At 67.0% G+C, this 24,857-nt stretch carries 22 protein-coding genes; 10 read left to right on the top strand and 12 right to left on the bottom strand.

Features of this window, described 5'->3' with window-relative positions:
- Window positions 1-21: 21 nt before the first annotated feature.
- From GGR33_RS08985 to serA, 6 genes are all read left to right on the top strand, one after another.
- The gene (locus tag GGR33_RS08985) at window positions 22-2,259 is read left to right on the top strand and encodes a hybrid sensor histidine kinase/response regulator (protein ID WP_183504147.1); all 2,238 of its coding nucleotides are present in this window, start codon (window positions 22-24) and stop codon (window positions 2,257-2,259) included.
- Window positions 2,260-2,288: 29 nt separating this feature from the next.
- Window positions 2,289-3,341: a chemotaxis-specific protein-glutamate methyltransferase CheB gene (gene cheB / locus GGR33_RS08980; RefSeq protein WP_183505028.1), complete on the top strand. Its 1,053-nt coding sequence runs from the start codon at window positions 2,289-2,291 to the stop codon at window positions 3,339-3,341.
- A complete protein-coding gene (locus GGR33_RS08975) occupies window positions 3,338-5,062 on the top strand; it encodes a response regulator (protein WP_183504145.1) in 1,725 nt (574 codons plus the stop codon). Before cheB ends, GGR33_RS08975 begins: the two co-directional genes overlap by 4 nt.
- Window positions 5,059-6,924, top strand: coding sequence for a response regulator (locus tag GGR33_RS08970; protein ID WP_183504143.1), 1,866 nt, complete (start codon window positions 5,059-5,061; stop codon window positions 6,922-6,924). Before GGR33_RS08975 ends, GGR33_RS08970 begins: the two co-directional genes overlap by 4 nt.
- Before the next feature lie 215 nt (window positions 6,925-7,139).
- The gene (locus GGR33_RS08965) at window positions 7,140-8,312 is read left to right on the top strand and encodes a phosphoserine transaminase (protein WP_183504141.1); all 1,173 of its coding nucleotides are present in this window, start codon (window positions 7,140-7,142) and stop codon (window positions 8,310-8,312) included.
- Between the two features lie 190 nt (window positions 8,313-8,502).
- Window positions 8,503-10,095, top strand: coding sequence for a phosphoglycerate dehydrogenase (gene serA / locus GGR33_RS08960; protein ID WP_183504139.1), 1,593 nt, complete (start codon window positions 8,503-8,505; stop codon window positions 10,093-10,095).
- Window positions 10,096-10,107: 12 nt separating this feature from the next.
- On the opposite strand, the gene GGR33_RS08955 is transcribed toward serA, so the two are convergent.
- Both GGR33_RS08955 and GGR33_RS08950 read right to left on the bottom strand, forming a co-directional pair.
- Window positions 10,108-12,729: a hypothetical protein gene (locus GGR33_RS08955; RefSeq protein ID WP_183504137.1), complete on the bottom strand. Its 2,622-nt coding sequence runs from the start codon at window positions 12,727-12,729 to the stop codon at window positions 10,108-10,110.
- A 155-nt stretch (window positions 12,730-12,884) separates the two neighbouring features.
- Window positions 12,885-13,199: a DUF2853 family protein gene (locus tag GGR33_RS08950; RefSeq protein WP_183504135.1), complete on the bottom strand. Its 315-nt coding sequence runs from the start codon at window positions 13,197-13,199 to the stop codon at window positions 12,885-12,887.
- A 175-nt stretch (window positions 13,200-13,374) separates the two neighbouring features.
- Here GGR33_RS08950 and mtnA point away from each other — a divergent pair, with 175 nt between their 5' ends.
- Window positions 13,375-14,472, top strand: coding sequence for an S-methyl-5-thioribose-1-phosphate isomerase (gene mtnA / locus GGR33_RS08945; protein WP_183504133.1), 1,098 nt, complete (start codon window positions 13,375-13,377; stop codon window positions 14,470-14,472).
- 162 nt (window positions 14,473-14,634) lie between these two features.
- Window positions 14,635-14,880, top strand: coding sequence for a hypothetical protein (locus tag GGR33_RS08940; protein ID WP_183504131.1), 246 nt, complete (start codon window positions 14,635-14,637; stop codon window positions 14,878-14,880).
- Between the two features lie 9 nt (window positions 14,881-14,889).
- Here the strand turns inward: GGR33_RS08940 and GGR33_RS08935 are convergent, their stop codons facing one another.
- The 7 genes from GGR33_RS08935 to GGR33_RS08905 all read right to left on the bottom strand — a co-directional run bounded on the left by GGR33_RS08935 (window position 14,890) and on the right by GGR33_RS08905 (window position 20,562).
- Window positions 14,890-15,657 carry an anti-sigma factor gene (locus tag GGR33_RS08935; RefSeq protein WP_183504129.1) on the bottom strand — a complete coding sequence of 256 codons (768 nt, stop codon included), beginning with the start codon at window positions 15,655-15,657 and terminating at the stop codon, window positions 14,890-14,892.
- On the bottom strand, window positions 15,654-16,193 hold the full coding sequence (locus tag GGR33_RS08930; RefSeq protein ID WP_183504127.1) for a sigma-70 family RNA polymerase sigma factor: 540 nt from the start codon (window positions 16,191-16,193) through the stop codon (window positions 15,654-15,656). The genes GGR33_RS08935 and GGR33_RS08930 overlap by 4 nt, the downstream gene beginning before the upstream one ends.
- A gap of 60 nt (window positions 16,194-16,253) precedes the next feature.
- A complete protein-coding gene (locus tag GGR33_RS08925; RefSeq protein WP_246412926.1) occupies window positions 16,254-17,033 on the bottom strand; it encodes a DUF4394 domain-containing protein in 780 nt (259 codons plus the stop codon).
- Window positions 17,034-17,134: 101 nt separating this feature from the next.
- Window positions 17,135-18,409 carry an MFS transporter gene (locus GGR33_RS08920; protein ID WP_246412925.1) on the bottom strand — a complete coding sequence of 425 codons (1,275 nt, stop codon included), beginning with the start codon at window positions 18,407-18,409 and terminating at the stop codon, window positions 17,135-17,137.
- 231 nt (window positions 18,410-18,640) lie between these two features.
- A complete protein-coding gene (locus tag GGR33_RS08915; protein ID WP_183504123.1) occupies window positions 18,641-19,021 on the bottom strand; it encodes a tautomerase family protein in 381 nt (126 codons plus the stop codon).
- A 48-nt stretch (window positions 19,022-19,069) separates the two neighbouring features.
- On the bottom strand, window positions 19,070-19,486 hold the full coding sequence (locus GGR33_RS08910; RefSeq protein ID WP_183504121.1) for a MarR family winged helix-turn-helix transcriptional regulator: 417 nt from the start codon (window positions 19,484-19,486) through the stop codon (window positions 19,070-19,072).
- Window positions 19,487-19,572: 86 nt separating this feature from the next.
- On the bottom strand, window positions 19,573-20,562 hold the full coding sequence (locus GGR33_RS08905; RefSeq protein ID WP_183504119.1) for a MaoC family dehydratase: 990 nt from the start codon (window positions 20,560-20,562) through the stop codon (window positions 19,573-19,575).
- Window positions 20,563-20,684: 122 nt separating this feature from the next.
- Here GGR33_RS08905 and GGR33_RS26520 point away from each other — a divergent pair, with 122 nt between their 5' ends.
- Window positions 20,685-21,326 (top strand): septal ring lytic transglycosylase RlpA family protein, encoded by a 642-nt coding sequence (locus GGR33_RS26520; protein ID WP_425488758.1) that lies wholly within the window; start codon window positions 20,685-20,687, stop codon window positions 21,324-21,326.
- A gap of 189 nt (window positions 21,327-21,515) precedes the next feature.
- Here GGR33_RS26520 and ychF read toward each other — a convergent pair whose 3' ends face one another.
- The 3 genes from ychF to GGR33_RS08885 all read right to left on the bottom strand — a co-directional run bounded on the left by ychF (window position 21,516) and on the right by GGR33_RS08885 (window position 24,087).
- Window positions 21,516-22,613 carry a redox-regulated ATPase YchF gene (ychF, locus tag GGR33_RS08895; protein ID WP_183504117.1) on the bottom strand — a complete coding sequence of 366 codons (1,098 nt, stop codon included), beginning with the start codon at window positions 22,611-22,613 and terminating at the stop codon, window positions 21,516-21,518.
- A 64-nt stretch (window positions 22,614-22,677) separates the two neighbouring features.
- Window positions 22,678-23,298, bottom strand: coding sequence for an aminoacyl-tRNA hydrolase (gene pth / locus GGR33_RS08890; protein ID WP_183504115.1), 621 nt, complete (start codon window positions 23,296-23,298; stop codon window positions 22,678-22,680).
- Window positions 23,299-23,391: 93 nt separating this feature from the next.
- Window positions 23,392-24,087 carry a 50S ribosomal protein L25/general stress protein Ctc gene (locus GGR33_RS08885; RefSeq protein ID WP_183504113.1) on the bottom strand — a complete coding sequence of 232 codons (696 nt, stop codon included), beginning with the start codon at window positions 24,085-24,087 and terminating at the stop codon, window positions 23,392-23,394.
- Window positions 24,088-24,460: 373 nt separating this feature from the next.
- Here GGR33_RS08885 and GGR33_RS08880 point away from each other — a divergent pair, with 373 nt between their 5' ends.
- Window positions 24,461-24,709: a hypothetical protein gene (locus GGR33_RS08880; protein WP_183504111.1), complete on the top strand. Its 249-nt coding sequence runs from the start codon at window positions 24,461-24,463 to the stop codon at window positions 24,707-24,709.
- Window positions 24,710-24,857 lie beyond the last annotated feature (148 nt).

Below are 24,857 nucleotides of genomic sequence, written 5' to 3'. Positions count from 1 at the left end.
GACCGGGCGCGTATTCGAAGAATGGACATTCGCCAGCAACTTCTCGCCGCCTTCGAGGCCGAGCATCGCGAGCATCTCGACGCGATCCGCTCGGGACTCGCGGCCGCGGCCGAGGACAGGCCGGTCGACTGGAACGATATCTTCCGGCGCGCCCATAGCTTGAAGGGCGCCTCGCGCGCCGTCGACCTGCCGCCGGTCGAGGCTGTGGCGCATCGTCTCGAAACCCTGTTCGAGCAGATCAAAGGTGGTGAGCGCGGCCTCGATCGCGATGCGCTTGCGGCGATCCATCTCGCGCTCGATCGCATCGAGGCCTTCGTCGCCGGCATGAAGGACGGCGCTTCGGCCATGCCGCCGGATGCGCTCGCAACTCTCGACCGCTGTCTGGCGTCGGCCTCGCCGGATCTCGCACCTGACGTGCCGCGTCAAGCGATCGCACGCCCTCCCATCCCATCGAGCGAGGCCGCACCCGAGCCCAATCCCGATCCCGGACGCCAGACGGTGTTGCGCGTGCCGTCGGCGGCCGTCGAGGCGTTGACCGCGGCGACGCACGGGCTCGCCAATGCCCTGTCCGGGCAGGCCGCCATCGGCGAAGGCCTCGCCGCCCTCGCGGCGAATGCCGCGGGCTTGCGCAAGCGCGTCGAAGCGATGCGCTCGGCTGGGGCAGGGCCCAGTCCCGAACGCAGCCGCGCCGATCTCGGCGAGCTGGAATCGGCGTTGAGCGCCATCATGCGCGACGCCTCCGACCTCGCTCGCCGGCAGCGATCGGGCGCCGCGGCGGTCGACGCGGCCTCGGCCCGCGTCCGCGAAGAGACGGAGCGGCTTGCCCTGGTTCCGGCCGAGACGGCCTTCGGCGGCTTCGCGCGGTCTCTGCGCGAGATGGCCCGCGAGGAAGGCCGCGAGGTCGAGGTGACTGTACGTGGTCTCGACCTGCCCGTGGATCGCGGCATGCTGCAGGCCCTGCGCGACCCGGTGCTGCATATCCTGCGGAACGCCATTGGGCATGGTGCCGAGGCACCGCATCAGCGCCGCGCGGCGGGCAAGCCGGACGCGCTGTCGATCCTGTTCGAGGTCGAGGCGCGCGGCAGCCGGCTAGTCATCGGCGTGCACGATGACGGGCGCGGCCCCGACCTGCCGGCGATCGAAGCGCGTGCTCGCGAACGCGGCCTGCTCGGACCCGGTGCGGCCGCCGATTCGGAGCGCCTGCTCGCCTTCGTGTTCGAGCCCGGTTTCTCGACGGCCCCGGGCGTCGACACGCTCTCGGGCCGCGGGATCGGCCTCGCGGTGGTGGCAGAAGCCGTGCGGCGACTTCACGGCGGTGTTCGGCTGTCGGGTCGCGATCCCTACGGCGCGTCGCTCGTCGTCAATCTGCCGCTTTCCGCCGCGCGCCGGCCGCTTTTGCTGGTCGAGGGTGGCGGCGCCACCTACGCCCTGCCGAGCGCGTCGGCAGAGCGCTTGATCCGCCTGGATCGCAGCAGCGACGTCGACACCATCGCCGGACGGCCGGTCGGCCGCGTCCGGGTCGAAGACGGCGGCAAGGCAAGCGTGCTCACGCTGCCGATCGCCAGCCTCGGCGATCTCATGAACTCCGCCTCGTCGCAGGACGATCATCAGGCGTCGGCACAGGTCATCCTGCTCCGCTGCGGCGGCCGGCGCTGCCTGCTGCAAGTCGACGCGCTCCAGGACGTGCGGACACTCCTCGTCCTGCCGCCTCCGGCCATCGGCGCCGATCCCGGTTTGATCGTCGGGACGGTCGTTCTCGGCAGCGAAACGCCAGTTCTCGTCCTCAATCCCGAAGGCTTGATCGACAGGGCCGAGCAGCCGGGGTTGCGGCCAAGCGTATCTGGTATGAAAGCATACGTTGCCGACCACGGAACGATGCCGGAGCGGCGACGTTCGACGATTCTGGTCGTTGACGACTCCATCACCACGCGCACTTTGGAGAAGAGCATCTTGGAAGCGGCCGGGTACCGCGTGGTCGTCTGTGTCGACGGACAGGACGCGCTCGATCGCCTGCGCGCGGAGATCGAGCCCGTCGATCTCGTCGTGGCCGACGTAGAGATGCCGCGCCTCGACGGCTTCGGACTGCTCAAGGCGCTGCGCGCGGAAGCCGGTTTCGCGACGCTGCCGGTCATCCTGATGACCTCGCGGGGCGCTTCGGAAGACGTCGCCCGCGGACTCGAACTCGGGGCCGACGCCTATCTCACGAAGCAGAAGTTCGATCAGCGCGAACTTCTGGAAACGGTCGGTCAGCTGCTTTGAGTACGGGAGTCGGCGGTCCAGTCAGGGTCATGCTCGTCGAGGATTCCCTCGTCGTGCGCACGCTGCTGACGCACATCGTCGCCCGCGACCCGCGGTTGACGCTCGCCGCTGCCGTCGCATCCGGCGAGGAAGCACTCGCGGCGATCGAGACGGTACGGCCCGACGTCATTTCGATGGATATCCGCCTGCCTGGCATCGACGGGCTGGAGACGACGCGCCGCATCATGGCCGAACGCCCCACGCCTATCGTCGTGGTGGCCGATGCGGTCGAGGATGCCTCTCTCAAAATCTCGATGAATGCGCTCCGCGCGGGCGCACTCTCCGTGGTCGAGAAGCCGGTCGCTACCACCAATGCAGGCTACGAGGCGGTGGCTGGCGAGATCTGCACGCAGCTGCGCATCATGGCCGCCGTCCCGGTCATCCGGCGGCGTCCCATCGGCTCGGGCTGGTCGGCGCGGGGGAGCGTTCTCGCATCCCACATACCGCCGACGCCGTCGTTGGAGACGCAGCCGACCGTGCTGGCGATCGCAGCCTCGACGGGTGGCCCCCCGGCGCTCGCCAAGGTCATCGGCGCGCTACCCGCAGATTTTCCTCTGCCGGTACTGCTGGTCCAGCATATGGGGGCCGCCTTCATGGACGGCTTCGCCGCCTGGCTCGACGGCGTCGTCTCCTTGCCGGTCGCGATCGCTCAGGATGGAGAGCGCCTCGCACCGTCGCGCGTCTACGTCGCGCCGGGCGACCGGCATCTCGAGCTCGGGGGCGGCCGAACCCTGCGTGTCGTGGAAAGCGCGCCGGTCGGAGGTCAGCGACCGGCCGCAACGGTGCTGTTCCGATCGGTCGCGCGCCAGGCCGGGCCGCGCGGTCTCGGAGTTCTGCTGACCGGAATGGGCGAAGACGGCGCGCTCGGGCTCCTCGACATGCATCGGGCGGGCGCCGCGACCATCGCCGAGCACGAGAGTACCGCCGTCGTCTACGGCATGCCGGCCGCAGCCGTGCGCCTCTCCGCCGCCGGCAGCGTGCTGCCCCTCGACGAGATCGCGTCCCAGGTCCTGCGCCTGTCTCTGTCCGAGGCCGGATCGTGAGCGCCGCGGCGGCTGCACCGACGGCGCCTGCGCGTCTTCTCCTTGTCGAGGATTCGGAGACCCAGGCACTCGAACTGCGCCTCTTGCTGGAATCGCACGGGTTCGCGGTCGAGCGTTGCGTGACGGCGGAAGCCGCCCTCGACCGGCTCAACGAGGGTCTGCCGGATCTCGTCGTCGCCGACTATCACCTGCCCGGCATGAACGGCGACGAGTTCACCCGGCAGATGCGCCTGTCGCTGCGCACCCGCGCGCTGCCGGTGCTCATGCTGACCGGCGCTCAGGACGGCGAGCGCCAGGGGCTCGAGAGCGGGGCCGATGCGTACATAGCCAAGTCGACCGACCGCGATCTGCTGGTCCTGCGGATCCGGGCGCTGTTGCGTGAGCGCAAGGGGAGCGTCCATTCGGAAGCGGCCGGCGGCTCGGCCTTCCGGCGTGGCCGCATCCTCGTGATCGACGGCAGCGCTACCTACCGGACCTTCTTCGCCGGCCTTCTGAGCCAGGACGGCCACGCCGTCGAGACTGCCGCGAGCCGCGAGGCGGCGCTGGCCGCCCTCGACACGCCGGGGGCTGCCTTCGACTGCGTCACCGTCGATCTGAACGGCCACGCCTACGACGGACACGCGCTCTGCAGCGAGATCGCGGAGCGCCGCCGCGCTGCGTCCGATGCCGGCGGCCGTCAGGCCTTCCATCTCGTCTGCGTCGCCGGCAGCGCGCCGAACAAGGAACTGCTCGTCGCGGCCTTCTCGGCCGGTGCCGACGACGTCATCGTCAAGACGGATGGCGAACTCCTGGCCATGCGGGTGCGGGGCCTCGTCCGCCGCCGGTTGCTGGAGGAGGACAACCAGCGCGTATCGGGCGCATTCGGCGCCCGCGAGCGCGCCCTGGAACGTGCTCGAGCCGAAGCCGAGGCGGCGGAGGCCCGTGCGGCGCTCGCCGACGCGCTCGAACAGGCCAACCGCGACCTCGCCGATGCAAACCGCCGGCTCACCGACGCGCAGGCCAAGCTCGTCCAGGCCGCCAAGATGGCCTCTCTCGGCGAACTCGTCGCCGGCATCGCTCACGAGATCAACAATCCGCTGGCCTTCATCCTGGCTCACCAAGGCACCGTGGAACGCGTACTCGGTGATGTGCCGGAGCCGGATGGCGACACCGGCCGGCGCGCCCTCGGCAAGGCCCGCGAGCGTGTCGGCTCCATGCGGATCGGACTGACTCGGATCCAGGATCTGGTGCTCAACCTGCGGAAGTTCTCGCGGCTCGACGAAGGTGAGCGAGCGCTCGTCGACGTGCCCGAGGCCATCGAGACGGTCCTGGCGTTGCTTCAGCACAAGCTCGGTGACCGCATCACGGTGACCCGCGACTTCTCCGGGCGCCAGCAGATGCATTGCACGCCAGCGTTGCTGAACCAAGTCGTGATGAACATCCTCGGCAATGCCGCCGACGCGATCTCCGGCGATGGCATGATCTCGATCTCGACCATCGCCGAGCCGGACGCGGACCTGATCCGCATCAGCGATACCGGTCCCGGCATCCCCGAGGAATTGCGCGAACGGATCTTCGAACCGTTCTTCACGACGAAGCCCGTGGGCTCCGGGACCGGACTCGGCCTGGCGATTGCGTACTCTGTGGTACAGGCGCATAGCGGCACTCTCAGTGTGGAGGTGGCCCAGGGAGGCGGAGCCTGCTTCGTGATCGGCATTCCACGGCAGGCGGACCAGCCATGAGCCTCAAGGGCACGATCCTGGCCGTCGACGACGAGCCGGACATCCTGGTCGCCATCGAAGATCTCTTCGAAGACGAGTATCGGGTGCTGACCTGCTCCAAGCCGGCAGAGGCGTTGGACCTGCTTCGCGCCGAGCCGGATCTCGCGGTGATCGTCTCGGACCAGCGCATGCCGGGCATGACCGGGGATGCGCTCCTGGCCGACGCCCGCGCCTTTCACGACGCGCAGGCGATCCTGCTCAGCGGCTATGCCGACATGTCGGCGGTGATCGCCGCCCTGAACAAGGGTGGCATCATCGGCTATGTCACCAAGCCCTGGGATCCGGTCCTGCTGCGCGCCACCGTGCGCAACGCCTACGAGCGCCATCGCCTCGCGCGAGATCTCGCCACCGAGCGCGCCCTGCTGCGAGGGCTCCTGAATCATTCCGGCGATGCGATCTCGTTCAAGGATGCCGAGGGCCGCCTCGTCCGGTTGAACGCCCGCAAGGCATCGCAGCTTGGGCAGGAGCCCGCCGCCTGCATCGGCTATCCGGAGCGGGATTTTCGCGATGAGGCCAGCGCAGACGCCATCGATCGCGCCGATGCCGCGGCCATTGCGAACGCGGCGCCGTCCGAGGTGGTCGTTTCGGAGGGGCCCCTCGGCATCGAGCGCTGGTCGAACATCACGCGCGTGCCGATCCGCGGCAGTTCCGGGGCGATCGAACATCTGGCGACGATCGAGCGTGACATCACCGAGCAGAAGGTGCTGGAGGCGCGCCTGCGCCAGTCCGACAAGATGCAGGCGCTCGGTACGCTGGCCGGCGGCATCGCCCACGATTTCAACAACTTGCTCACCGCAATCCTCGGCAGCCTGGAATTGGCCGGCCCGAAGATCGCCGATCAGCCGCGGGTCAAGCGGCTCATCGACAACGCCACCGGCGCGGCCCAGCGCGGCTCGGCCCTGACCAAGCGGCTACTCAGCTTCAGCCGGTCGGGCGACTTGCGCCTGCGCAACGTGGACGTGAACACGCTGATCGAGGGTATGAGCGACCTGTTCGGACGGAGCCTTGGCGGTCTCGTCAGCGTCAGGACGAGCCTGGAGCCGAGCCTACCCCAAGCCTCCGTCGACCCCGACCAACTCGAACTCGCGATCCTGAACCTCTGCATCAATGCCCGTGACGCGATGCCGGATGGCGGCACGATCTCCATCACCACGCACGCGGCGTCGATTCAGGGCGACCCCGACCTCCCAGACGGCGACTACGCCATCCTCACGGTCGCGGACGAGGGCACCGGTATTCCGCCGGAGCTGCTGGAGCGGGTCTGCGAGCCGTTCTTCACCACGAAGGCCGTGGGCCAGGGAACCGGGCTCGGCCTCGCTATGGTGTTCGGCCTGGCGCAGCAAGCCAAGGGCCGCTTGCGGATCACCAGCGAGGTCGGCACCGGCACACGGGTTGAATTGGCGTTGCCGCAATCGGCCGAGGCTGCAGCGGATGACGTAGCCGCCGTGGCCGACGGCGCCCTTGCTCTCGCGACCGGCCCTGCGCGCATCTTGGTTGTCGACGACGACGAGGATGTCAGGCACGTCACCGCCTCGTTCCTCAACGGTTTCGGCTACGACGAGACCGAGGCGTCCGATGGCGTCTCGGCGCTCGCGATGATGGAGAGCGCAGAGTTCGATCTGGTCGTTGCCGACTTGGCCATGCCGGGCATGAGCGGGATCGAGTTTGCCGCCGAGGTCCGCCAGCGTTTCTCGGACGTCCCAGTGCTGATCCTGACCGGACATGCCGAGGCGATGCCGATCCCGGACGATCTGCCTGTCCTGGCCAAGCCGTTCGAGTCGGCCGACCTCGCGCGCTGCGTCTCGACTTTGCTGACGGCCTGACGGCGAGAAAGCCGGACGCCCCGCCTGCGGTCGGGATTTGCGCGAAGCCTCCAGCGCCGCAGACACGGCCGACAGGCAAACGGCGGCGGGATGCTCATGCCACACGCCAGGGTTGTCGGAAAAATCGATCTTGCTTTTCAGCAAGAAGTCGATCATCCCCGGCGGCGGGACACCTCCCCCCAACGGGAGGCGCCCATCTGTAAGGATGGATTGACATGACAGACCTGCCCAACACGCGCCCGCGCGTGCCTAATTTCTCTTCTGGACCCACTGCCAAGCGCCCCGGCTGGACCCTCGACGCCCTCTCCGGCGCTGCCCTCGGGCGCTCTCACAGATCCGTACCAGGCAAGGCCAAGCTTCGCGAGGCCATCGAGCTGACGCGTCAAGTTCTGCGCGTGCCGGCCGACTACCGCATCGGCATCGTCCCCGCCTCCGATACCGGCGCCGTCGAGATGGCGATGTGGTCGATGCTCGGCCCGAAGCCCGTCGAGGTGATGGCTTGGGATTCCTTCGGGGCCGAATGGGTCACCGACGCGCTCAAGCAGCTCAAGATCGACCCGATCGTCCGCACCACAGAGCACGGCGTGCTGCCGGCGCTCGACGCGATCGACACGCGGCACAACGACATCGTGTTCACCTGGAACGGCACCACGGCCGGCGTGCGCATCCCACATGCCGACTGGATTGCCGACGACCGTGAGGGCGTCACCATCTGCGACGCGACCTCGGCCGTCTTCGCGATGCCGCTGCCGTGGGACAAGCTCGATGTGGTCACCTACTCCTGGCAGAAGGTGATGGGCGGCGAGGCTGCGCACGGCATGCTGATCCTCTCGCCGCGCGCCGTCGCGCGCATCGAGAGCAACGTGCCGGCATGGCCGCTGCCGAAGATCTTCCGCATGACCAAGGGCGGCAAGCTCATCGAGGGCATCTTCCAGGGTGACACGATCAACACGCCTTCGATGCTCGCGGTGGAGGATTACCTCGACACGCTGAAATGGGGACAGTCGATCGGCGGCCTCGACGCACTCCATGCGCGCGCGGACGCCAATGCGAAGGTGCTGCACGACTGGGTGGCGCGTACGCCCTGGATCGATCATCTCGCCAAGGACCCGGCGACCTACACGAACACGGGCGTCTGCCTGGTGATTTCCGATCCCGACGTGCTCGCCAAGGGCGACGCGGTGGTCGCAAAGGTCGCCAAGGGCATCGTCGACCGGCTCGACAAGCAGGGCGTCGCATACGATCTCGGCGCCTATCGCGACGCGCCTCCCGGCCTACGCATCTGGTGCGGAGCCACCGTTGAGGCCTCGGATCTCGATGCGCTGACGCCGTGGCTCGACTGGGCCTTCGCTCAGGAGAAGGCGGCGTTGTCGGCGGCTGCCGCATAGCGCAATACCCTCCCCCCTTTGCGGGAGAGGGTGCTTCGCGAATGCGAGGTGGGAGAGGGGAACGCCCTCTCCGGACAAATCGCACCCCTCTCCCGACCCTCGCATACGCGAGGGAGACCCTCTCCCGCGGAGGGGAGGGGGTTCGCGCGGGTGCGTCTGCCACATCCATTCTCAAGAGCCGGAGGCCACCATGCCCGCTCCACGCGTTCTCATTTCCGACGCCCTCTCCGACGCCGCCGTCCAGATCTTTCGCGATCGGGGCATCGAGGTCGATTTCCAGCCGAACCTCGGCAAGGACAAAGACGGCCTCGCGGCGATCATCGCCAACTATGACGGCCTCGCCATCCGCTCGAACACCAAGGCGACGGCCAAGCTGCTCGCCGAGGCCAAGAACCTCAAGGTGATCGGCCGCGCCGGCATCGGCGTCGACAACGTCGACGTGCCGGCGGCCACCGCCAAGGGCGTGATCGTGATGAACACCCCTTTCGGCAACTCGATCACGACGGCCGAGCACGCCATCGCCATGATGTTCGCGCTCGCTCGACAGATCCCGCAGGCCGACGTGTCCACCCAGGCCGGCAAGTGGGAGAAGAACCGCTTCATGGGCATCGAGCTGACGGCCAAGACGCTCGGTCTCATCGGCTGCGGCAATATCGGCGCGAACGTCGCCGAGCGCGCCATCGGCCTGAAGCTGAAGGTGATCGCCTACGATCCCTTCCTCTCGCCGGAGCGCGCCGTGGCGCTCGGCGTCGAGAAGGTCGAGCTCGACCAGCTCCTGGCCCGCGCCGACATCATCACGCTGCACGTGCCGATGACGGACAAGACCCGCAACATCCTATCGGAAGAAAACCTCGCCAAGACCAAGCGCGGCGTCCGCATCGTCAACTGCGCCCGCGGCGGCCTCGTCGACGAGCAGGCCCTGCGCGCGGCGCTCGATTCCGGCCATGTGGCCGGTGCGGCCTTCGACGTGTTCGTCACGGAGCCGGCGACCGAGAACGCGCTCTTCGGCCACCCCAACGTGATCTGCACGCCGCATCTCGGCGCCTCGACTTCCGAGGCCCAGGAGAACGTCGCCCTGCAGGTCGCCGAGCAGATGTCCGACTACCTGCTCTCCGGCGCGATCTCGAACGCGGTCAACTTCCCGTCGATCTCCGCAGAGGAAGCCCCGCGCCTCAAGCCCTTCGTGGCTCTCGCGGAAAAGCTCGGCTCGTTCCTCGGCCAGCTCACTGAGGCGCCGATCAAGGGTATCCGCATCACCTACGAGGGAGCGGTCGCGGACATGAATACGCGCGCCCTGACCTCGGCTGCGGTGACGGGCGTGCTGCGGCCGTTCCTGCAGGACATCAACATGGTCTCGGCACCGGTCATCGCGAAGGACCGCGGCATCGTCATCGACGAGGTCAAGCGCGAGGGCGGTGTCAGCGACTACGAGTCGTTGATCCGCATCACGGTGGATGCCGAAGACATGCCGCGGGATGCCGCCGGTACCGTCTTCCATGATGGCAAGCCGCGCATCGTCGAGATCCGCAGCATCGAGATGGACGCGGCGCTCGCCCCGCACATGCTCTACGTGCGCAACCACGACCGCCCGGGCTTCATCGGCGCCTTCGGCAGCGTGCTCGGCGAGGCCGGCGTCAATATCGGCACATTCAGCCTCGGCCGCGACGAAGAGGGCGGCAACGCCATCGCCTTCGTCGCGGTCGATGCGCCGGTGCCGGCCGACGTGCTGCGCCGGATCGAGGCGATCCCGCAGGTGAAGCGCGTGCGGCCGGTCACCTTCTGAGAAGTACCCCGCTCACCAGTGAGCGGGGTCCGAATCGATGTGCAGCGCGCCATCGAGCCGGTTCAGGGAGCTTCCGTCCTCCTGGGGGGTGGTGCGGAAATGCTCCCACTCCTTGGCCTGGAACTGGAAGAAGGTCTGGTCCTGCGGCGCGTCGCGGCCCTCGTTCTTATAGAACGAGTATCGGGCGTATTCGAGCTTGTCGCCCCAATCGCCCTGCATCAGGCCGTCATAGGCGAGGTCCTTGAACCACTGGCCTTCCTCGTCGGTGGCTTTCTGCACCTTCTTGTGGGCCAGCACCTCGCCGACGATCAGGCCGATGCCGCCGATGACCGCCGCCCCGAGGAATAGCGGCGCCGCGATCGCTCCGAAGGCCGCCCCGACCCCGGCAGAGATCGCGGCGGATCCGCCTGCCAGCGCGATGCCCTCCGCCCCGGCTGCGAGGGCGGTGAGGCCGCCGCTCACGATCTGCAGCGAAGGAGCGACCTTGCCGTCGCCGTCGCCGGCCTTGATCGCCTTGTCGAGGGACACGCCCCCGAGCACCAGGTCGGCGATGCCGCCGAAACCGTCGGCGAGATTGCCCAGCACCTTCACGGCCGATCCGGCGATCCTGGCGCCTTTGGAGATGCCGGACGGGGTCGCGGCATCGCTGGCGATCCCGGCGCCGCGGGCCGCCTCGTCGAGATTGCCCGTGACCGCGTCGGCGACGCCTCTCGTCCCCTCCGGAAGGTTCGTGGCCGGTACGCCGTTGATGATCTGGCCCATCTCGCGCGAGAACGCGTCGGCGACTTGAGCGGTCTCAGGCAGGACCGGCGGACCGGCCGCCGGGCGGTTCGCGCCGCCGGGCAGCTCTCGGCCGACCGTGCCGCCCTTGCTCCAGATCTCAGGCAGCGACTTGTCGAGACCGAGCGCATCGATCGTGCCGGGCTTGCCCATGACATCGGCAATGGCGCCGCCGAGCTTGATGAAGTTCTTGCCGCCGCCCAAGAAACCGCCCACAAAATCCTTGGCGATCGCGAGGTTCTGTTCCCAGCTGCCGTCGAGGCCGGTCTTCGTCAGGTGGTAAACGCCTGAGACCATCTGCACGGTCGCGGCCGTCGAGCCGAGGACGCCGGCCTTGTTCATCTCACCGAGAAAGCCCGTGAGCCCGCCCTGCTCGGCGACCGGCACGTGGGCGTTGCGCATCGCCCGGTCGAGCTGGTCCTGCGTGAACTGGCGCCCCTCAACGTTCTCGCCGTTGAGGGATTCCAGCGTCGCCTGGAGCTGCTTGATCTTGCCGGGCTCGTCCTTGATCGACTTGTAGTACTTGTCGATGGTGTCGATCGTCCGGCGCGGAATGTTGACGCCGGCCTGGACCGACTTCTTCACGAGCTCCATCACATCGGTGGTGGCCTGGGTCTTGGCCGCGTCCGAGATCTGGCTCGGATCGGCCATGAGCCGGTTATATTCGAGCGTCAGCGAGTTGACCTGGAGCTCCTGCGCGGCCTTGTCGGCGGCCTCCGGGTCAACGCTCGACAGCGAGGCGAGCGTGCGCGTCACGTCGGTCTGCGCCTCGCGGGTGAGGCCGTCGCTCTTCAGCCCCTCGATGTAGCAGGCGTATTCGGGGCTGGTGACGAGGTCGCGCGCCCGATCGACGAGCTTGTCGTGGTCCGGCACCTGGCCGACCGCGTCCTTGAGGTGGGCGCTGTAATCGGCACCGATCTGCTCGTTGGCGAAGAGGTCGTTCGTCGCGGTGTCGAGGGCATGGCCGTTGATCACGTCCCGCATGTCGGCACCGGTGAGCGTCTCAGGCTTTTCGCTGGCCCGCCGATAGGTGCCGCCGAACAGGGTCTCGATGCCGCCGGTATCCTCGATATACGGCGTGATCTGGCGCCCATCCTCGTAGGCCGTCTTGGCCTCGAGCGCGCGGACCAGCTTGGCGCGCGGATCGTCCTTCGGGATCGAGCCGTCGTCGACGCCCTTGCTGTAATCGTCGTAGAGGGTCTTCACGGCGAGTTCCGAGACCGTGAACTTGCCGGCCGCGGGATCGTCCTCCTTGCGCTGCACCGAGGTTTCGGCGGACGAGGTGTCGGTCTCGCCGAGGCTCGGCAGGCCTGCATCCTTGCGGCGTTTCTCGAGATTCGGCTCCGTCAGCGTGTCGTAGCGGTCGCTGACCTGGTTGTAGAGCGCCTCGTTGCCGGTTCGTTCGACGAGGATCTTCTCGCCCTCGGGCGTCTGGTAGCGGATCAGACCGGGGGCGAGTTCGGTCGGCGAGCCGACGATGGCGATGTCGGAATCCTGCGGTCTCTCGGTCGCTCCGGCGAGGCGATAGCCCACATCGAGGCTTTCGTTGACGCCCTGGATGTAGCCACGCGCCGCGACTGCCTTGTCGTAGAGATCCGGGTTGTCCTCACGCGCGACGACCACCTTGGCGCCGTCCTGCGCCTCGTACCGGATCGTGCCGGGGGCGACCTCGCCCTCGGGCCCCACGATCTTGAAGCCCTCCGGAGCCTGGGTATCGGGACCGGCCTTCTTGTATTCGTCCTTGGGCGGCGTGGTGCGCGCGACGGAGGCCCGAAAGGCGGTCGCGCCTTCGGCCGGCGGCAATGGCGGTGCATCGCGCCCGGTCGGGGGGACGGCGCTCTGGATCGCGGGCATAGGGACTCCTGACTGGCTCGCAAAGCGGGGCAGGAGGACCTTCGCGGCTTTAGCTGACCGCTACCTGACGCCCGAGCGCAAAAAGCCGGACGTCATCCAATGATCGAGATCGCTCACGCCGAGGCGCAACGTGAGCGCTTGGGCTCGTCCGCCGCTCAGGCGAACGTGTCGAGCTTCCCGTAATGCTCGGCGAGCAGGTAGTAGAAGGTCAGGCGGGACTTGCTGCGCGAGCCCTTCATCTTCTCCGCGACCGCCTTGATCGAGGCATCAAGGTCGTCACCGGACAGACCAAGCTTCTTCTCAAGGAAGTTCTTGCGGACCGTCTCCAGCTCCGCCTTGTCGGAGGCTGCGACATAACGGGAATCGGCCTTCGACAGCACCAGCCGGTAGGTCTTTGCGAGACCTTCGACCGCCTTCTCGTTGACAGGGGCTTTGGCGTATTTCTTTACGTCTTCGAGATGATCCGACATGGCGAAACTCCCCTACGACCGCTCGTGGTCATCAGCAGAATGCCGCAATTTGACGTGAAGCGGCATGGGTAGACGCGGCCGTCCACAGTCAAGCAGACGGCCGAACGGTATCATAGAGCACGCGGCGGCCACGGTAACGTCGCTCCACCGTAAATTGCGCAGGGTGTATCGAGGCATGAAGATCAACGGCCGGCACTACCGCACGATCTTTCCGGATGCCGATGGCGGCGCCGTTCTGGTGATCGACCAGACCCGTCTGCCCTTCGCCTTCGAGTTGCAGCGCCTCGCTACGGTGGGCGACGCCGCGCGGGCGATCCGCACCATGGTGGTGCGCGGTGCGCCGCTGATCGGCGTCACCGCGGCTTACGGGCTGGCCCTAGCGATGCGCGAGGATGCCTCGACTGCGAGCATCGAGCGGGCTGCTGCGACGCTGGCCGCGACCCGGCCGACAGCGATCAACCTGCGTTGGGCCCTCGACCGCACTGCAGCCCTGCTACGTGCCACCCCCGAGGCGGAAAGGGAGGCTGTCGCCTTCACAGAGGCGTCCCGCATCGCCGACGAGGACGCGGCCAATTGCCGTTCCATCGGCGAGCACGGCGCCCGCCTCCTCTCCGACATCGCCGCCCGCAAGTCCGGACCGGTCAACGTGCTGACCCATTGCAATGCCGGCTGGCTCGCCACCGTCGACTGGGGCACGGCCCTGGCGCCGATCTACGTGGCCCACGATGCGGGTGTCCCGATCCATGTCTGGGTGGACGAGACCCGGCCGCGCAACCAGGGCGCTGCGCTCACAGCCTTCGAGCTCAACGCTCACGGCGTGCCGCACACCGTGATCGCCGACAATGCCGGCGGCCATCTCTTGCAGCACGGCGAGGTCGACATCTGCATCGTCGGCTCGGACCGCACCACGGCCTCCGGCGACGTCTGCAACAAGATCGGCACCTATCTGAAGGCCCTCGCCGCGCACGATAACCGCGTGCCGTTCTACGCCGCCCTGCCCTTCTCGACGATCGACTGGACCTTGAACGACGGTGTCGCCGAGATCCCGATCGAGGAGCGCGACGGCCGCGAGGTCACCCACCTCACCGGCCGCACCGACGAGGGCGACTTCGCCACCGTGCAGGTAGTCTCGCCGGGCAGCCCGGTGGCCAACCCGGCTTTCGACGTGACGCCGGCAAGGTTGGTGACGGGCATCATCACGGAGCGAGGCGTGGCGGAGCCGAGCACGGAAGGGCTGCTATCGCTCTACCCGGAGCGTCGGCGCGCGGCCTGACCGTCCCTCGTGCCGCGAGCGTGCGATAAATCACAGTCTGCCCAGCCGTCGTTTGCGATCAGCGTCGCAATGCCGGCCCTTCGAGTCGGCCCCCACGATGGGACGGTGCCGACGATGCACATCCTGATACCTCGCGGACGCGGAAGCGTCCGATCGGCCATCTTGGCGTTCGGATCGGTCGCCGGCTTCATCTGGCTCATGAGCTTGATCGTGGCGGTGCTTTCAAAGTCCGGGCACACCACCCGCGTTCTCAGCGCCGATTTCGCGGGCGTCACCACGGTCCTGATGGTGGTCTTCGTGCTGCCGGTGATGGCATGCGCGTGGCGTGGCTGGTGGCCGGGCGTCGCGCTGGCTCTGACGGTCGGCGCCGTGTCGGTTGCGGCGCTCGTCACGTTCGCCACCGTGTAAGCTCGAACCTCAGAGAGACTGCATCGCTGCGCCCTTGGCTCGGCCGATGAACAGGATCCGGCCCGTCGGCCGCCCGATTGGCGAGCCGGCTTCTGGCTCCAGAGTGATTTCGAAGAGCTGGCCGTCGCCGATGGATTCGAGGCGCTCCGGTGGCAGCCGGATCGCTCCGCCTGGGGGCAGCACACCGAGGGAGACCGGGCCACGCGCCTGATCCCACAGGGTCCAAAGCTGCAGCGAGCGCCCACTGCCGGGCGTGACGTCGGATAGGGGCAAGGAGCGCAGCGTGCCGTTCTGGGCGATCTGGATGAGCCAGCCCGGGCCGCTCTCTTGCCCGGCGGCATCACGGCTATGCAGGATCGCGAAATAGCGCGTCGGACTCTCGGCCGGCGCGGATACTCGGTTCGGAAGGATCGCGAGCACAATCGCGGCCGCCGTGGCGAGGGCCGTCGTTGCCCGCCAGACAGCGGGGCTGCGCCATGCGGCGCTCCAAATCGCTGGTCGCGGCCGTGCTGGCGGCAATGTCGAGGTGCGGCCGAGAGCCTGCCGACGTGTCGCCAGATCCCGCTCGATCCGCGCCCATTGGTCCGAGTGGACTTCCGCTGTTCCGAGAGCGGCCGAGACGGGCAGCAACCTCTCCTCCCAGAAGGTGACCCGACGGGCGAGGTCGGCATCCGAGTCGAGGTTGCGCTCCACCTCGGCCGTCGCGTCGGAGTCGAGCAGCCCCAGTACGTATTCCCCCGCGAGGACGTCGCGGTCTTCGGGCTCGCTCGGGATCATGACAGGCAATCCTTCAAGGCGATGAGGCTGCGGCGGACCCACGCCTTCACGGTCCCAAGCGGTGTCCCAAGCCGCTCGGCGATCTCAGATTGCGACAGTCCGTGGACATAGGCGAGCAGGATCACCTGCCGCTTGTCGGCGTCGAGCTGCGACAGGCAGCCGTGCAGGCGCGCGCCTTCCTGCGAGGCGGCGAGGGCAACGAATGGGTCGGGCGCCTCGTCCGCGATCCGTGCCCCGGCCTCCGGATCGAGGTCCGTCTCGCGGCCAGCGGCGCGGACGTGTTTGAGCGCCCGGTGACGCACGATGCTGGTGATCCAGGCGCGCCCCGCGCCGCGGCTGCGATCGAAGGTGTGGGCGCGCTCCCAGATATCCATGACGGCATCGTGCAGCACGTCGGCCGCGACCTCGCGCCTCCGCACGATCCTCAGCGCGACGGCAAGGAGAAAACCGGCCTCCTGGTCGTACAGGCGGCGCAGGGAGGCTGCGTCCCCGCGGGCGCAGCCCTCCAGCGCGGAGGCGTGATCGAACGGCTCCATGATCCTCCCGGAGATCGGCGGGTCCGGCCATCCGGCCGGCCCCGCGTCAGTGGAGCGAGACTACATCTTGGGCAGGATCGCGATGTCGCGCACCGTGCCGGTGACGCCGGCGATCTTGCCCGCCATCTCGCCCTTTCCGGTGGCGAGGTCCACCTTGTAGAGCGTGTCGCCGGCCATGGCCCAGGCCTGATTGCCGCCCTGGCCGTCGGACAGGATGTCGAAGGCCACGGCCTCACCGGACATGCCGAGCATGCCGACGGTGTTCAGGATGCCGTCGTTCGGCGGAGCCTGCTTCAGCAGCGCGCCGGTTGCATCGATGTCGAACAGGGCGGTCTCCTTGGTGCCTTTGAAGGCGTTGGTGTAGGCGCCGGCCATCACCTTCGGAGTCTTGTCCTTCATCGTGTCGGTCTCGGCGAACTTGAGCTGTCCGTCCTTCGTCACCTTGCCGTCGTCGACATTGGCGCGGAGGTTCGTGCCGTCCGAGCCGATTACGCGCAGGCGGTCGGCGACGGGGTTGAAATCGACCGTCGCCGCGGTGCCGGCGGGGAGCATGGTGTCGAGCTTCGATTTGGCCGTTGCCTTGCCCGACATCGGGTCGATCGTGACGATGCTGCCGTCGGAGATGACGGCGTACAGCATGCCGTCGGCCGGCCGCACGTCGATGCCCAGCACGCTGCCACCGATTCCCGTGATCGTTACCGTCTTGGTGACTTTCTTCGCGGCCGTATCGACATGCGCCAGCATCGCGTCGCCGACGAGGGCTGCGACGGTGTCGGCGCGAGCGGTATGTCCGAGGCAGGTGCCGGCCACCAGGGTCGCGGCGATGATGCTCAGTCGCATGGTCGTCTCCATCTGCCGGGAAGGCGGCATCGGAAGCGCTAGCCACGACGGGGTCGATCGGATGCAGGGGCGATCGCTCTTTTTCTAGCTCACGCTCGTCTCTATGCGGCCGCCGGATACGGGTCCGCCGCGACGGGTTCGGCATCCGCCCGTTCGGTCCGCACGAACAGCGCCATCAATGCCGCCACGAGGCACAACAGGCCGGCTGACACGAAGGCCGCGAAGTAGTCGCCGGAATTGGTGCGGACGAGACCCGCGAGCCACGCTGCCCCGGCTGCGCCGATCTGGTGCGCGGCGGCGATCCAGCCGAACATCAGCGCGGCATTCTCCTCGCCGAAGACGCGGCCGGCGAGGTTGACCGTCGGCGGAACGGTGGCGATCCAGTCGAGGCCGTAGAACACGGCGAACAGCGACAGCCCATAGAAGCTGACGTCGAACGAATAGGGCAGGAAGATCAGCGAGAGACCACGCAGGGCATAGTACCAGGCGAGCAGCTTGCGGCTGTCGAAGCGGTCGGTGAGCCAGCCGGAAGCGGTGGTTCCTACGAGATCGCAGAGGCCCATCAGTGCCAGCAGGCCGGCGGCGGTCACCTCCGGGATGCCGTGGTCGATGCAGGCCGGGATGAGATGCGTGCCGACGAGGCCGTTGGTCGACGCACCGCAGACGAAGAAGGTACCGGCCAGAAGCCAGAAATCCTTCGAGCGCAGGCCCGTGGCGAGGCCGAGCAGGGCACGCTTCGCCGGGTTCACGCCGCCGATGGCGCGCGGCTGAAGCTGCTCCTCGCCGTAGCGCGGCAGGCCGAGATCGGACGGGCGATCACGCAGCAGGAGCAGGGCGAGCGGCGCGAGCGCCAGGGCTGCCGCGGCGACGGCGAGCGAGACGGCGCGCCAACCCTGGCCGACGGCGAGGCTCGCCAACATCGGCAGGAAGACGAGTTGCCCCGTGGCGCTGCTCGCGGTGAGCAGGCCGAGCACCAGCCCGCGATGGCGCGAGAACCAGCGGTTCGCCACAGTCGCGCCGAGCACGTTGGCGACCATGCCCGAGCCCGAGCCGACCACGATGCCCCAGAGCAGCAGCATCTGCCAGGGCGCGCTCATCCAGACGGTGGAGGCGGTCCCCACCGCGAGCACGAGGAGCGCCGCGCAGACCGAGCGCCGCAACCCGAAGCGCTCGATTATCGCCACCGCGAACGGGCCGATCATTCCGTACAGGAAGATGTTGACCGCAATAGCCACGCTGATCGTGGCGGTCGACCAGCCGAACTCGCGCTCCAACGGCACGATCATGATGCCGGGCGTCGCGCGCACACCGGCCCCGACCAACAGCACCACGAAGGTGATGCCGGCAACGATCCAGGCGTAGTGGATGCGGCTCATGCCTGTCGAAGTGGTCGGAGGTGCAGACATGACGTCCTGAATCGAGTCGTTCGTGGTGGCCGTGAGCGCCGGCAAAGCGCCACGGTCGTTCCGGAGCCGCGCAGCTGAACCCGACCCCTGAGGAGCGCGCCAGAGGCGTGCAATCCACGACCGGGCGCGACGATGAGCGTTGCATCTTGGGTGGATTCCGGGTCTCGCCTCTGGCGAGACCCGGAATGAGGGCCAGTGGCTCTAGGCGTATTGCGCCTCGCCGTTGCCGAAGGACCAATTCTCCTTCAGCACCTCGACGAGGCTGATGAACACGTCCTCGCGGCGAAGGCCGAGGCGCTCGTTCAGGCCGTCGGCGACCTGCTTGTAGAAGGCCTGCTTCTTCTCCAGCGTGCGCCCACCGTTGAGCGTGAGCTGGATCACGACGCAGTCCGGCGTGCGCTGGATGCCTAGATAGGTCGGGTCGATGATCAGATCGGCAGCCGGGTGCTCGGTGATGATCTGGAAGCGGTCGTCTTTCGGCGCGCCGAGCGCCGAAACGATCGCCTCGTAGACGACGTCGCCGATGGTGCGGCGGTAGTCGGCGGACTTGCCTTCGACCAGATCGATGCGTGCGAGGGGCATGGGTTTCTCCTTACGGGTGCATACCCGTTTCTGGGCAAAATAAGAGGTTTAGACTCGCTGAAGCGCAGACAGCCTTTCGGCGACATCGTCGAAGGTGGACGGTCCCATCGCATCGGCAACGCGGCCTTGGGCCTCGCGCCAATACGGCATGGCGCTGTCGATGGCCGCGGTGCCGGCCGCCGTGAGGTGCACGACGCGCTCGCGTTGATCGGCCTCGCCGACCTCGAGCCGGACGAGTCCGCGCCGCTCCAGTGGATCGAGGTTGCGGCCCATGGTCGAGCGATCGAGGGCCGTCTCGGCCGCGAGCCGCGTCACAGAGACGGGACCGAGTCGCGAGAGTGTCCGCAGGACCGAGAACTGCGTGATGCGCAGGTCCACGGGCTTGAGCGCCGCGTCATAGGTCGCCGTCACCGAGCGAGTGATGCGGCGGAGCGAACTGCACAGGCAAGGTCCATCGGAAGACATGAAACAGGTATATGCCCGCATCTCGTTTGAGCCAAGTCCTTTTTCACAACGATCGACTTGCCGCGCCGATTAGCCGTGGGGGCCAATCAGGCCGACCACTGCCAAAAAACCGATCCGGTGAACTCGAAAACTGGCTCGCCCCTCTGGTTATCCGCAGTGTTGTGATGATGAGCGAGCCCCCAGCCCGGCCGCGAGGTCGAGGCGCGGGCGCCGACGAGCTTGGTGGCGTAGCGGAGCGTGTCGCCGGCATAGACCGGGCGTAGCCAGCGCATGTTCCTGAAGCCCGGCGATGGGCCGAGCTGCGGCACGGGGCCGTGCCGCGCGGTGAGCTTCATGTCGCGCGCCCAGGTCGCGTGCAGTCGCTTCATCCAGACGGCGGCGGTGTGCCAGCCCGAAGCGCAGAGGCCACCGAAATGGGTCTCCCGCGCCGCTTCGGCATCGGTGTAGAACACCTGCGGATCGTAGGCCTTGGCGAAGGCCATGATGGCGTCGGGCTCGAAACGGTACCGGCCGAGGTCGCGCACGGCACCAATTTCGGCCGCTCCCAGGAACGGTAGCAGGACGGCGTCGTCAGCCTCCGGCACCGGCTCGGACGGTTCCTCGAACACGACGCTGCGAGGCGGGGGCGTGTGGCCGCGCCGTGCGAACATGGCGCCGAAGGCCTGCGTCATCACCGGTTCGCCCTTTCCGTCGGTGATCGTCAGCTTGAACCTGGCGAAGCCGCGGTCGGGCTTCGAGGTGGAGGGGCGCGTTTCCTCGACGCGGATCGTGGCGCTGAGCTCGTCGCCGGGCAGGACGGGCTTCAGCCAACGCAGCTCGTCGATCCCCGGCGACCCCATCGAGCTGGATTGGAGCATCAGTCCTTCGGCGAGCAGGCGCATGCCGTAGGACGCAGTTTGCCAGCCGGAACCGATCAGCGTGCCGACGAAGGTCGCCTTCGCCGCCGTCTCGTCGAGGTGGAAGGGTTGCGGATCGAATTCACGGGCGAAGGCGATCATCGCCTCGCGCGTCGCCGTGATGGGGCCTCCGGTGAATTCCTGGCCGGGTTCGAGGTCTTCGAAATGATGGAACCGCATCGTAGGCCGGATCGTGGATGGGATTGGCCTCCCGGCTAGCACGCGCCGGTGCCGGCCGGCCACTCTCAGAACGCGCCGGATTCCTCTTGCGCGCGTCTGATCGGTTCATCACACGGATATAATTGGACCCTGGCGCGGCGAGCAGTCTCGAACTCTGTATCCACAAGCTTTCGCGTGCATATTGGAACGAATATGAAATTTATCCATTCGTCAAATCATTCATTGATTTGAGGATACGTGCAGTGATGAAGTTTGCGCGAAGGCATATCTTTGAAAGCTTGACCTTTGGAGTAGTGACGATCGTTTCACTGTCGATCGCACCAAGCGTCTCGGCACAGACCACTGCAAACACGCAGCGCCCGCCGACATTCGCATTTCCCGAAGTGCAGTCGATGATTCCGACAGGTGATCCCAAGGCGACGGGCTCGACTAAGTCCGAGGCCACGGCGACGACAGTATCGCGTAGTCGAGGGCGTCAGATCAGCAGCGGGCGTGCCACATATTACGAGCACCCCGGCCGAACGGCGAGCGGCGAACCGTACAACCCCAATGGACTGACCGCGGCCCATCATTCTCTGCCATTCGGGACCAGGGTCACGGTCGTCAACAAAACCAACGGTCGAGCCGTCGTCGTGCGCATTACCGATCGCACCAATCAGAAAACCAATGCAAGGCGACCCTATGTCATTGATCTCTCACGCCGTAGTGCACATGCCATAGGCATTTCCAGCGTAGGTATGGTTGCGCTGTATCAGGCTGATTAGTGTCTCAACCAAAAATGCAGCGCGAGTATTGCTGCGTAATTGCTCGAACGTGGAAGGACTCGTCGGGGAGCTGTGCCAAATGCCGGGGCATATGCGGCCGCTCCCCCTATCCGCGCAGTATCGAGGCCCACATCGGGCTTCCGACGGTCCCGCAACGGTGGCCGCCGCTGAAGCCAGCTGAACTCCACCTCAGTTGGCGAAGCGGAAATGCAGCACGTCGCCATCCTGCACGACGTATTCCTTGCCCTCCAGCCGGAGCTTACCGGCATCGCGCGCGCCGGCCTCGCCGTTGAGGCTGGTGTAGTCCTTGAACGCGATGGTCTCGGCCCGGATGAAGCCCTTTTCGAAATCCGAGTGGATCACGCCGGCGGCGCCGGGTGCGCGGGTGCCTTTGGTAATGGTCCAGGCGCGGGCCTCCTTCGGGCCTGCAGTGAAGTAGGTGATCAGGCCGAGGAGGTCGTAGCCGGCTCGGATCACACGATTCAGGCCGGGCTCGGCGAGGCCGACCGCCTCAAGGAAGTCGCCCTGGTCGGCCTTCGCCATCACCGCGATCTCGCTCTCGATCTTGGCGGAGACAACGACCGCAACGGCGTTCTCCTCCTTGGCGCGTGCGAAGACCTTTTCGGAGTACGCGTTCCCCTTGTCGGCATCGCCCTCGTCGACGTTACAGACGTAGAGCACGGGCTTGGCCGTCAGCAGGCCGAGCTGCCGGAACAGGAACTCTTCCTCGGGCTTGCGCTCGACGACACGGGCCGGCTTGCCGTCGCGCAGCAGCGGCAGCGTGCGGTTAACGAGGTCGAGGAATTCCTTGGCCTCCTTGTCGTTGCCGCGGGCGCGCTTCTCGAGCGCGACGACACGCTTCTCAAGGCTTTCGAGATCGGCGAGCATCAGCTCGGTCTCGATGGTCTCGATATCGGCGTTCGGATCGACCTTGCCCTCGACATGGGTGACGTCACCGTCGTCGAAGCAACGGACGACATGGGCGATGGCATCGCATTCGCGGATGTTGGCGAGGAACTGGTTGCCGAGCCCCTCCCCCTTCGAGGCGCCGCGCACGAGGCCGGCGATGTCGACGAAGGTCAGCCGAGTCGGGATGATCTCCTTCGAGGTCGCGATCTTGGCGAGGTCATCGAGGCGCGGATCGGGCACGGCCACGTCGCCGACATTCGGCTCGATGGTGCAGAACGGATAGTTCGCGGCCTGCGCAGCGGCGGTCTGCGTCAGCGCGTTGAAAAGGGTCGACTTACCGACGTTCGGCAGCCCGACAATGCCGCATTTGAAGCCCATGGATCACCTGTTCCTGCAGCGAGCGCCGTCCTGGCTGCTCGAAAACGTTCTTTGAGACGTCGGGTCAACCCTGCGCCTTCGAGTCCTTGCCCGGCGGCTTCGGATCGGTCCAGCCGCGGCCGACCATGGCGAGGTGGACCTTGTTCTGGAAACTCTCGTTCTCGCCGGCCGCGACGAGTGGGGCATTGTCGGCCACCGCACGACAGAGGTCTTCGACCCAGGGCTCTTCCGACTTGCCGAAATCGTTGAGGACGAAGGCATGGACCAGCGCCTTGTCCCCGGGATGGCCGATGCCGAGGCGGATGCGGCGGTACTCGTTCCCGCAGCAGGCCGTGATCGAGCGCAAACCGTTGTGCCCTGCATTGCCACCACCCTTCTTCACGCGGAGCTTGGCGGGGGCAAGGTCGAGCTCGTCATGGAGCACGATCACGTCCTCCAGCGCGACCTTGTAAAAGCGCTGCGCTTCGCCGACCGAGCGACCGGACTCGTTCATGAAGGTCTGGGGCTTGAGCAGGATGGCGCGCTCGGTGCCGAGCACGACCTCTGCCGCCTCGCCCTGGAAGCGGCGCCGGAACGGGCTGGCGCGGTGCACGCGGGCGATCTCGTCGATCGCCAGGAAGCCGATATTGTGCCGGTTCTTCGCGTAGCGGGCGCCCGGATTGCCCAAACCAACGATGAGCCGCATGGCCGCCCCGTCGAGATAAAGAAAAGGCCCCGGCCGATGGAGCCGGAGCCGATTGTGTTGAAGGAAACGGACGGGGCCGAAAGCCCCGGCCGATCACTCCTTGTCGGACTTCTCTTCGTCCTTGGACTCGCCGGCTTCGGCCTCGGCCTCGGCCTTCTCCTCGGAAGACTCGGCAGACTGAGCCTCGGCCAGAGCAGCCTCCTCGGCCTCGACCTCGGCGCCGAGAACGGTCGGCGGCACGATGTTGGCGACCGGCTCGCCAGCGTCACCCGTATAGGTGCCGGCGGGGATCTTGATGTCGGAAACGTGGATCACGTCGCCGACCTCACGGCCGGTGAGATCGACCTCGATCGCCTCAGGGATCTGGTCCGGAGCAACGGTGAGCTCGAGCGTGTGGTGAACGATGTTGAGCGTGCCGCCGGTCTTCTTGATGCCAGGAGCCGCCTCTTCGTTGAGGAAGTGCACCGGAACCGCGACGGTCACGGTCTGGCCGGCGACGATGCGCAGGAAGTCGACATGCAGCGGCACGCCGGACACCGGGTCGAGCTGGAAGTCGCGCGGGATCGCGCGGGTCTTCTTGCCGCCGGCATTGATCTCGAACACGGTGGTCTTGAAACCGCCGGCATAGATCAGCGTGCGGGTGCGGATGAGGTCGATGGCGATCGACTGCGGGGCTTGGCCTCCACCGTAGATGACGGCGGGCACTTGGCCTTGGCGACGAACGGCCCGGGCGGCCCCCTTGCCGGCCCGGTCGCGTGCCACGGCCTCAAGCGGCTTTACTGCGCTCATGGCGTGATCCTTTTCGATTGCATGATCGGGAACGACAAAGGCCGCCCGAAGCGGACGGCCCGAACTCGAACCCAGTGCGTCCCTGCCTCCAAGGGTGTCGGGGGACGCGAGCAGGCTCATACAGGTGACGGCCCCGGAAGGCAATCCGGTGAGCTCGCCGCGAAGCTTTGCCGCAATGGCATCTTCGACCATGGCCGCGAGCGCTTCGCGGTAGAACAATAAAAATAATAGGCGCGCGAGGCGGATTAAATCCAGACCATGCTAAAATTAAACTGGGATAAATGTGAACGAAACTATGCCGTTCGATACCAAGTTTATTTGGAACATGATCGCTGAAACTTGCGTTTCTTGCCCAACCCAAAGGAGGAACGTCATGAAACGCCTATCCCTCGCCCTCTTGACATCGCTGGTGCTGACTGGCGCGGCCTATGCCGAAGACAAGGCGGCGGCACCGCCGACCGGCACGCCCGCCATGAAGGCAGAAGACGGCAAGATGAAGGGGCCGCCGAATGCAGCCGGCTACGAGAAGCGCGAAGGCGATGCGACCGCCACGACAGCGCCGTCGGGCGGCGCAGCGGCAGCGAAGGCCACCGGTGAGGACAAGAAGGACGGCAAGAAATAGGTCGAGCCGCGTTGATTGGTGATCGAGGCCGCCGGCGTAACCGGCGGCCTTTTCCTTGGGCTCGACACGCAGTAGCGCCGCCTCGGCGGAAAATCTTCCAACACCTATGGATCGCAGGGCAACTTCCCTTGCTGGACCGCCTCTCTAA

The sequence above is a fragment of the Methylobacterium brachythecii genome (assembly GCF_014196345.1).
GTDB classification, from domain to species: Bacteria; Pseudomonadota; Alphaproteobacteria; order Rhizobiales; family Beijerinckiaceae; genus Methylobacterium; species Methylobacterium brachythecii.
The sequence above is the reverse complement of the archived record's forward strand: the minus strand, read 5'-3'. Positions and strand labels throughout refer to the sequence as shown.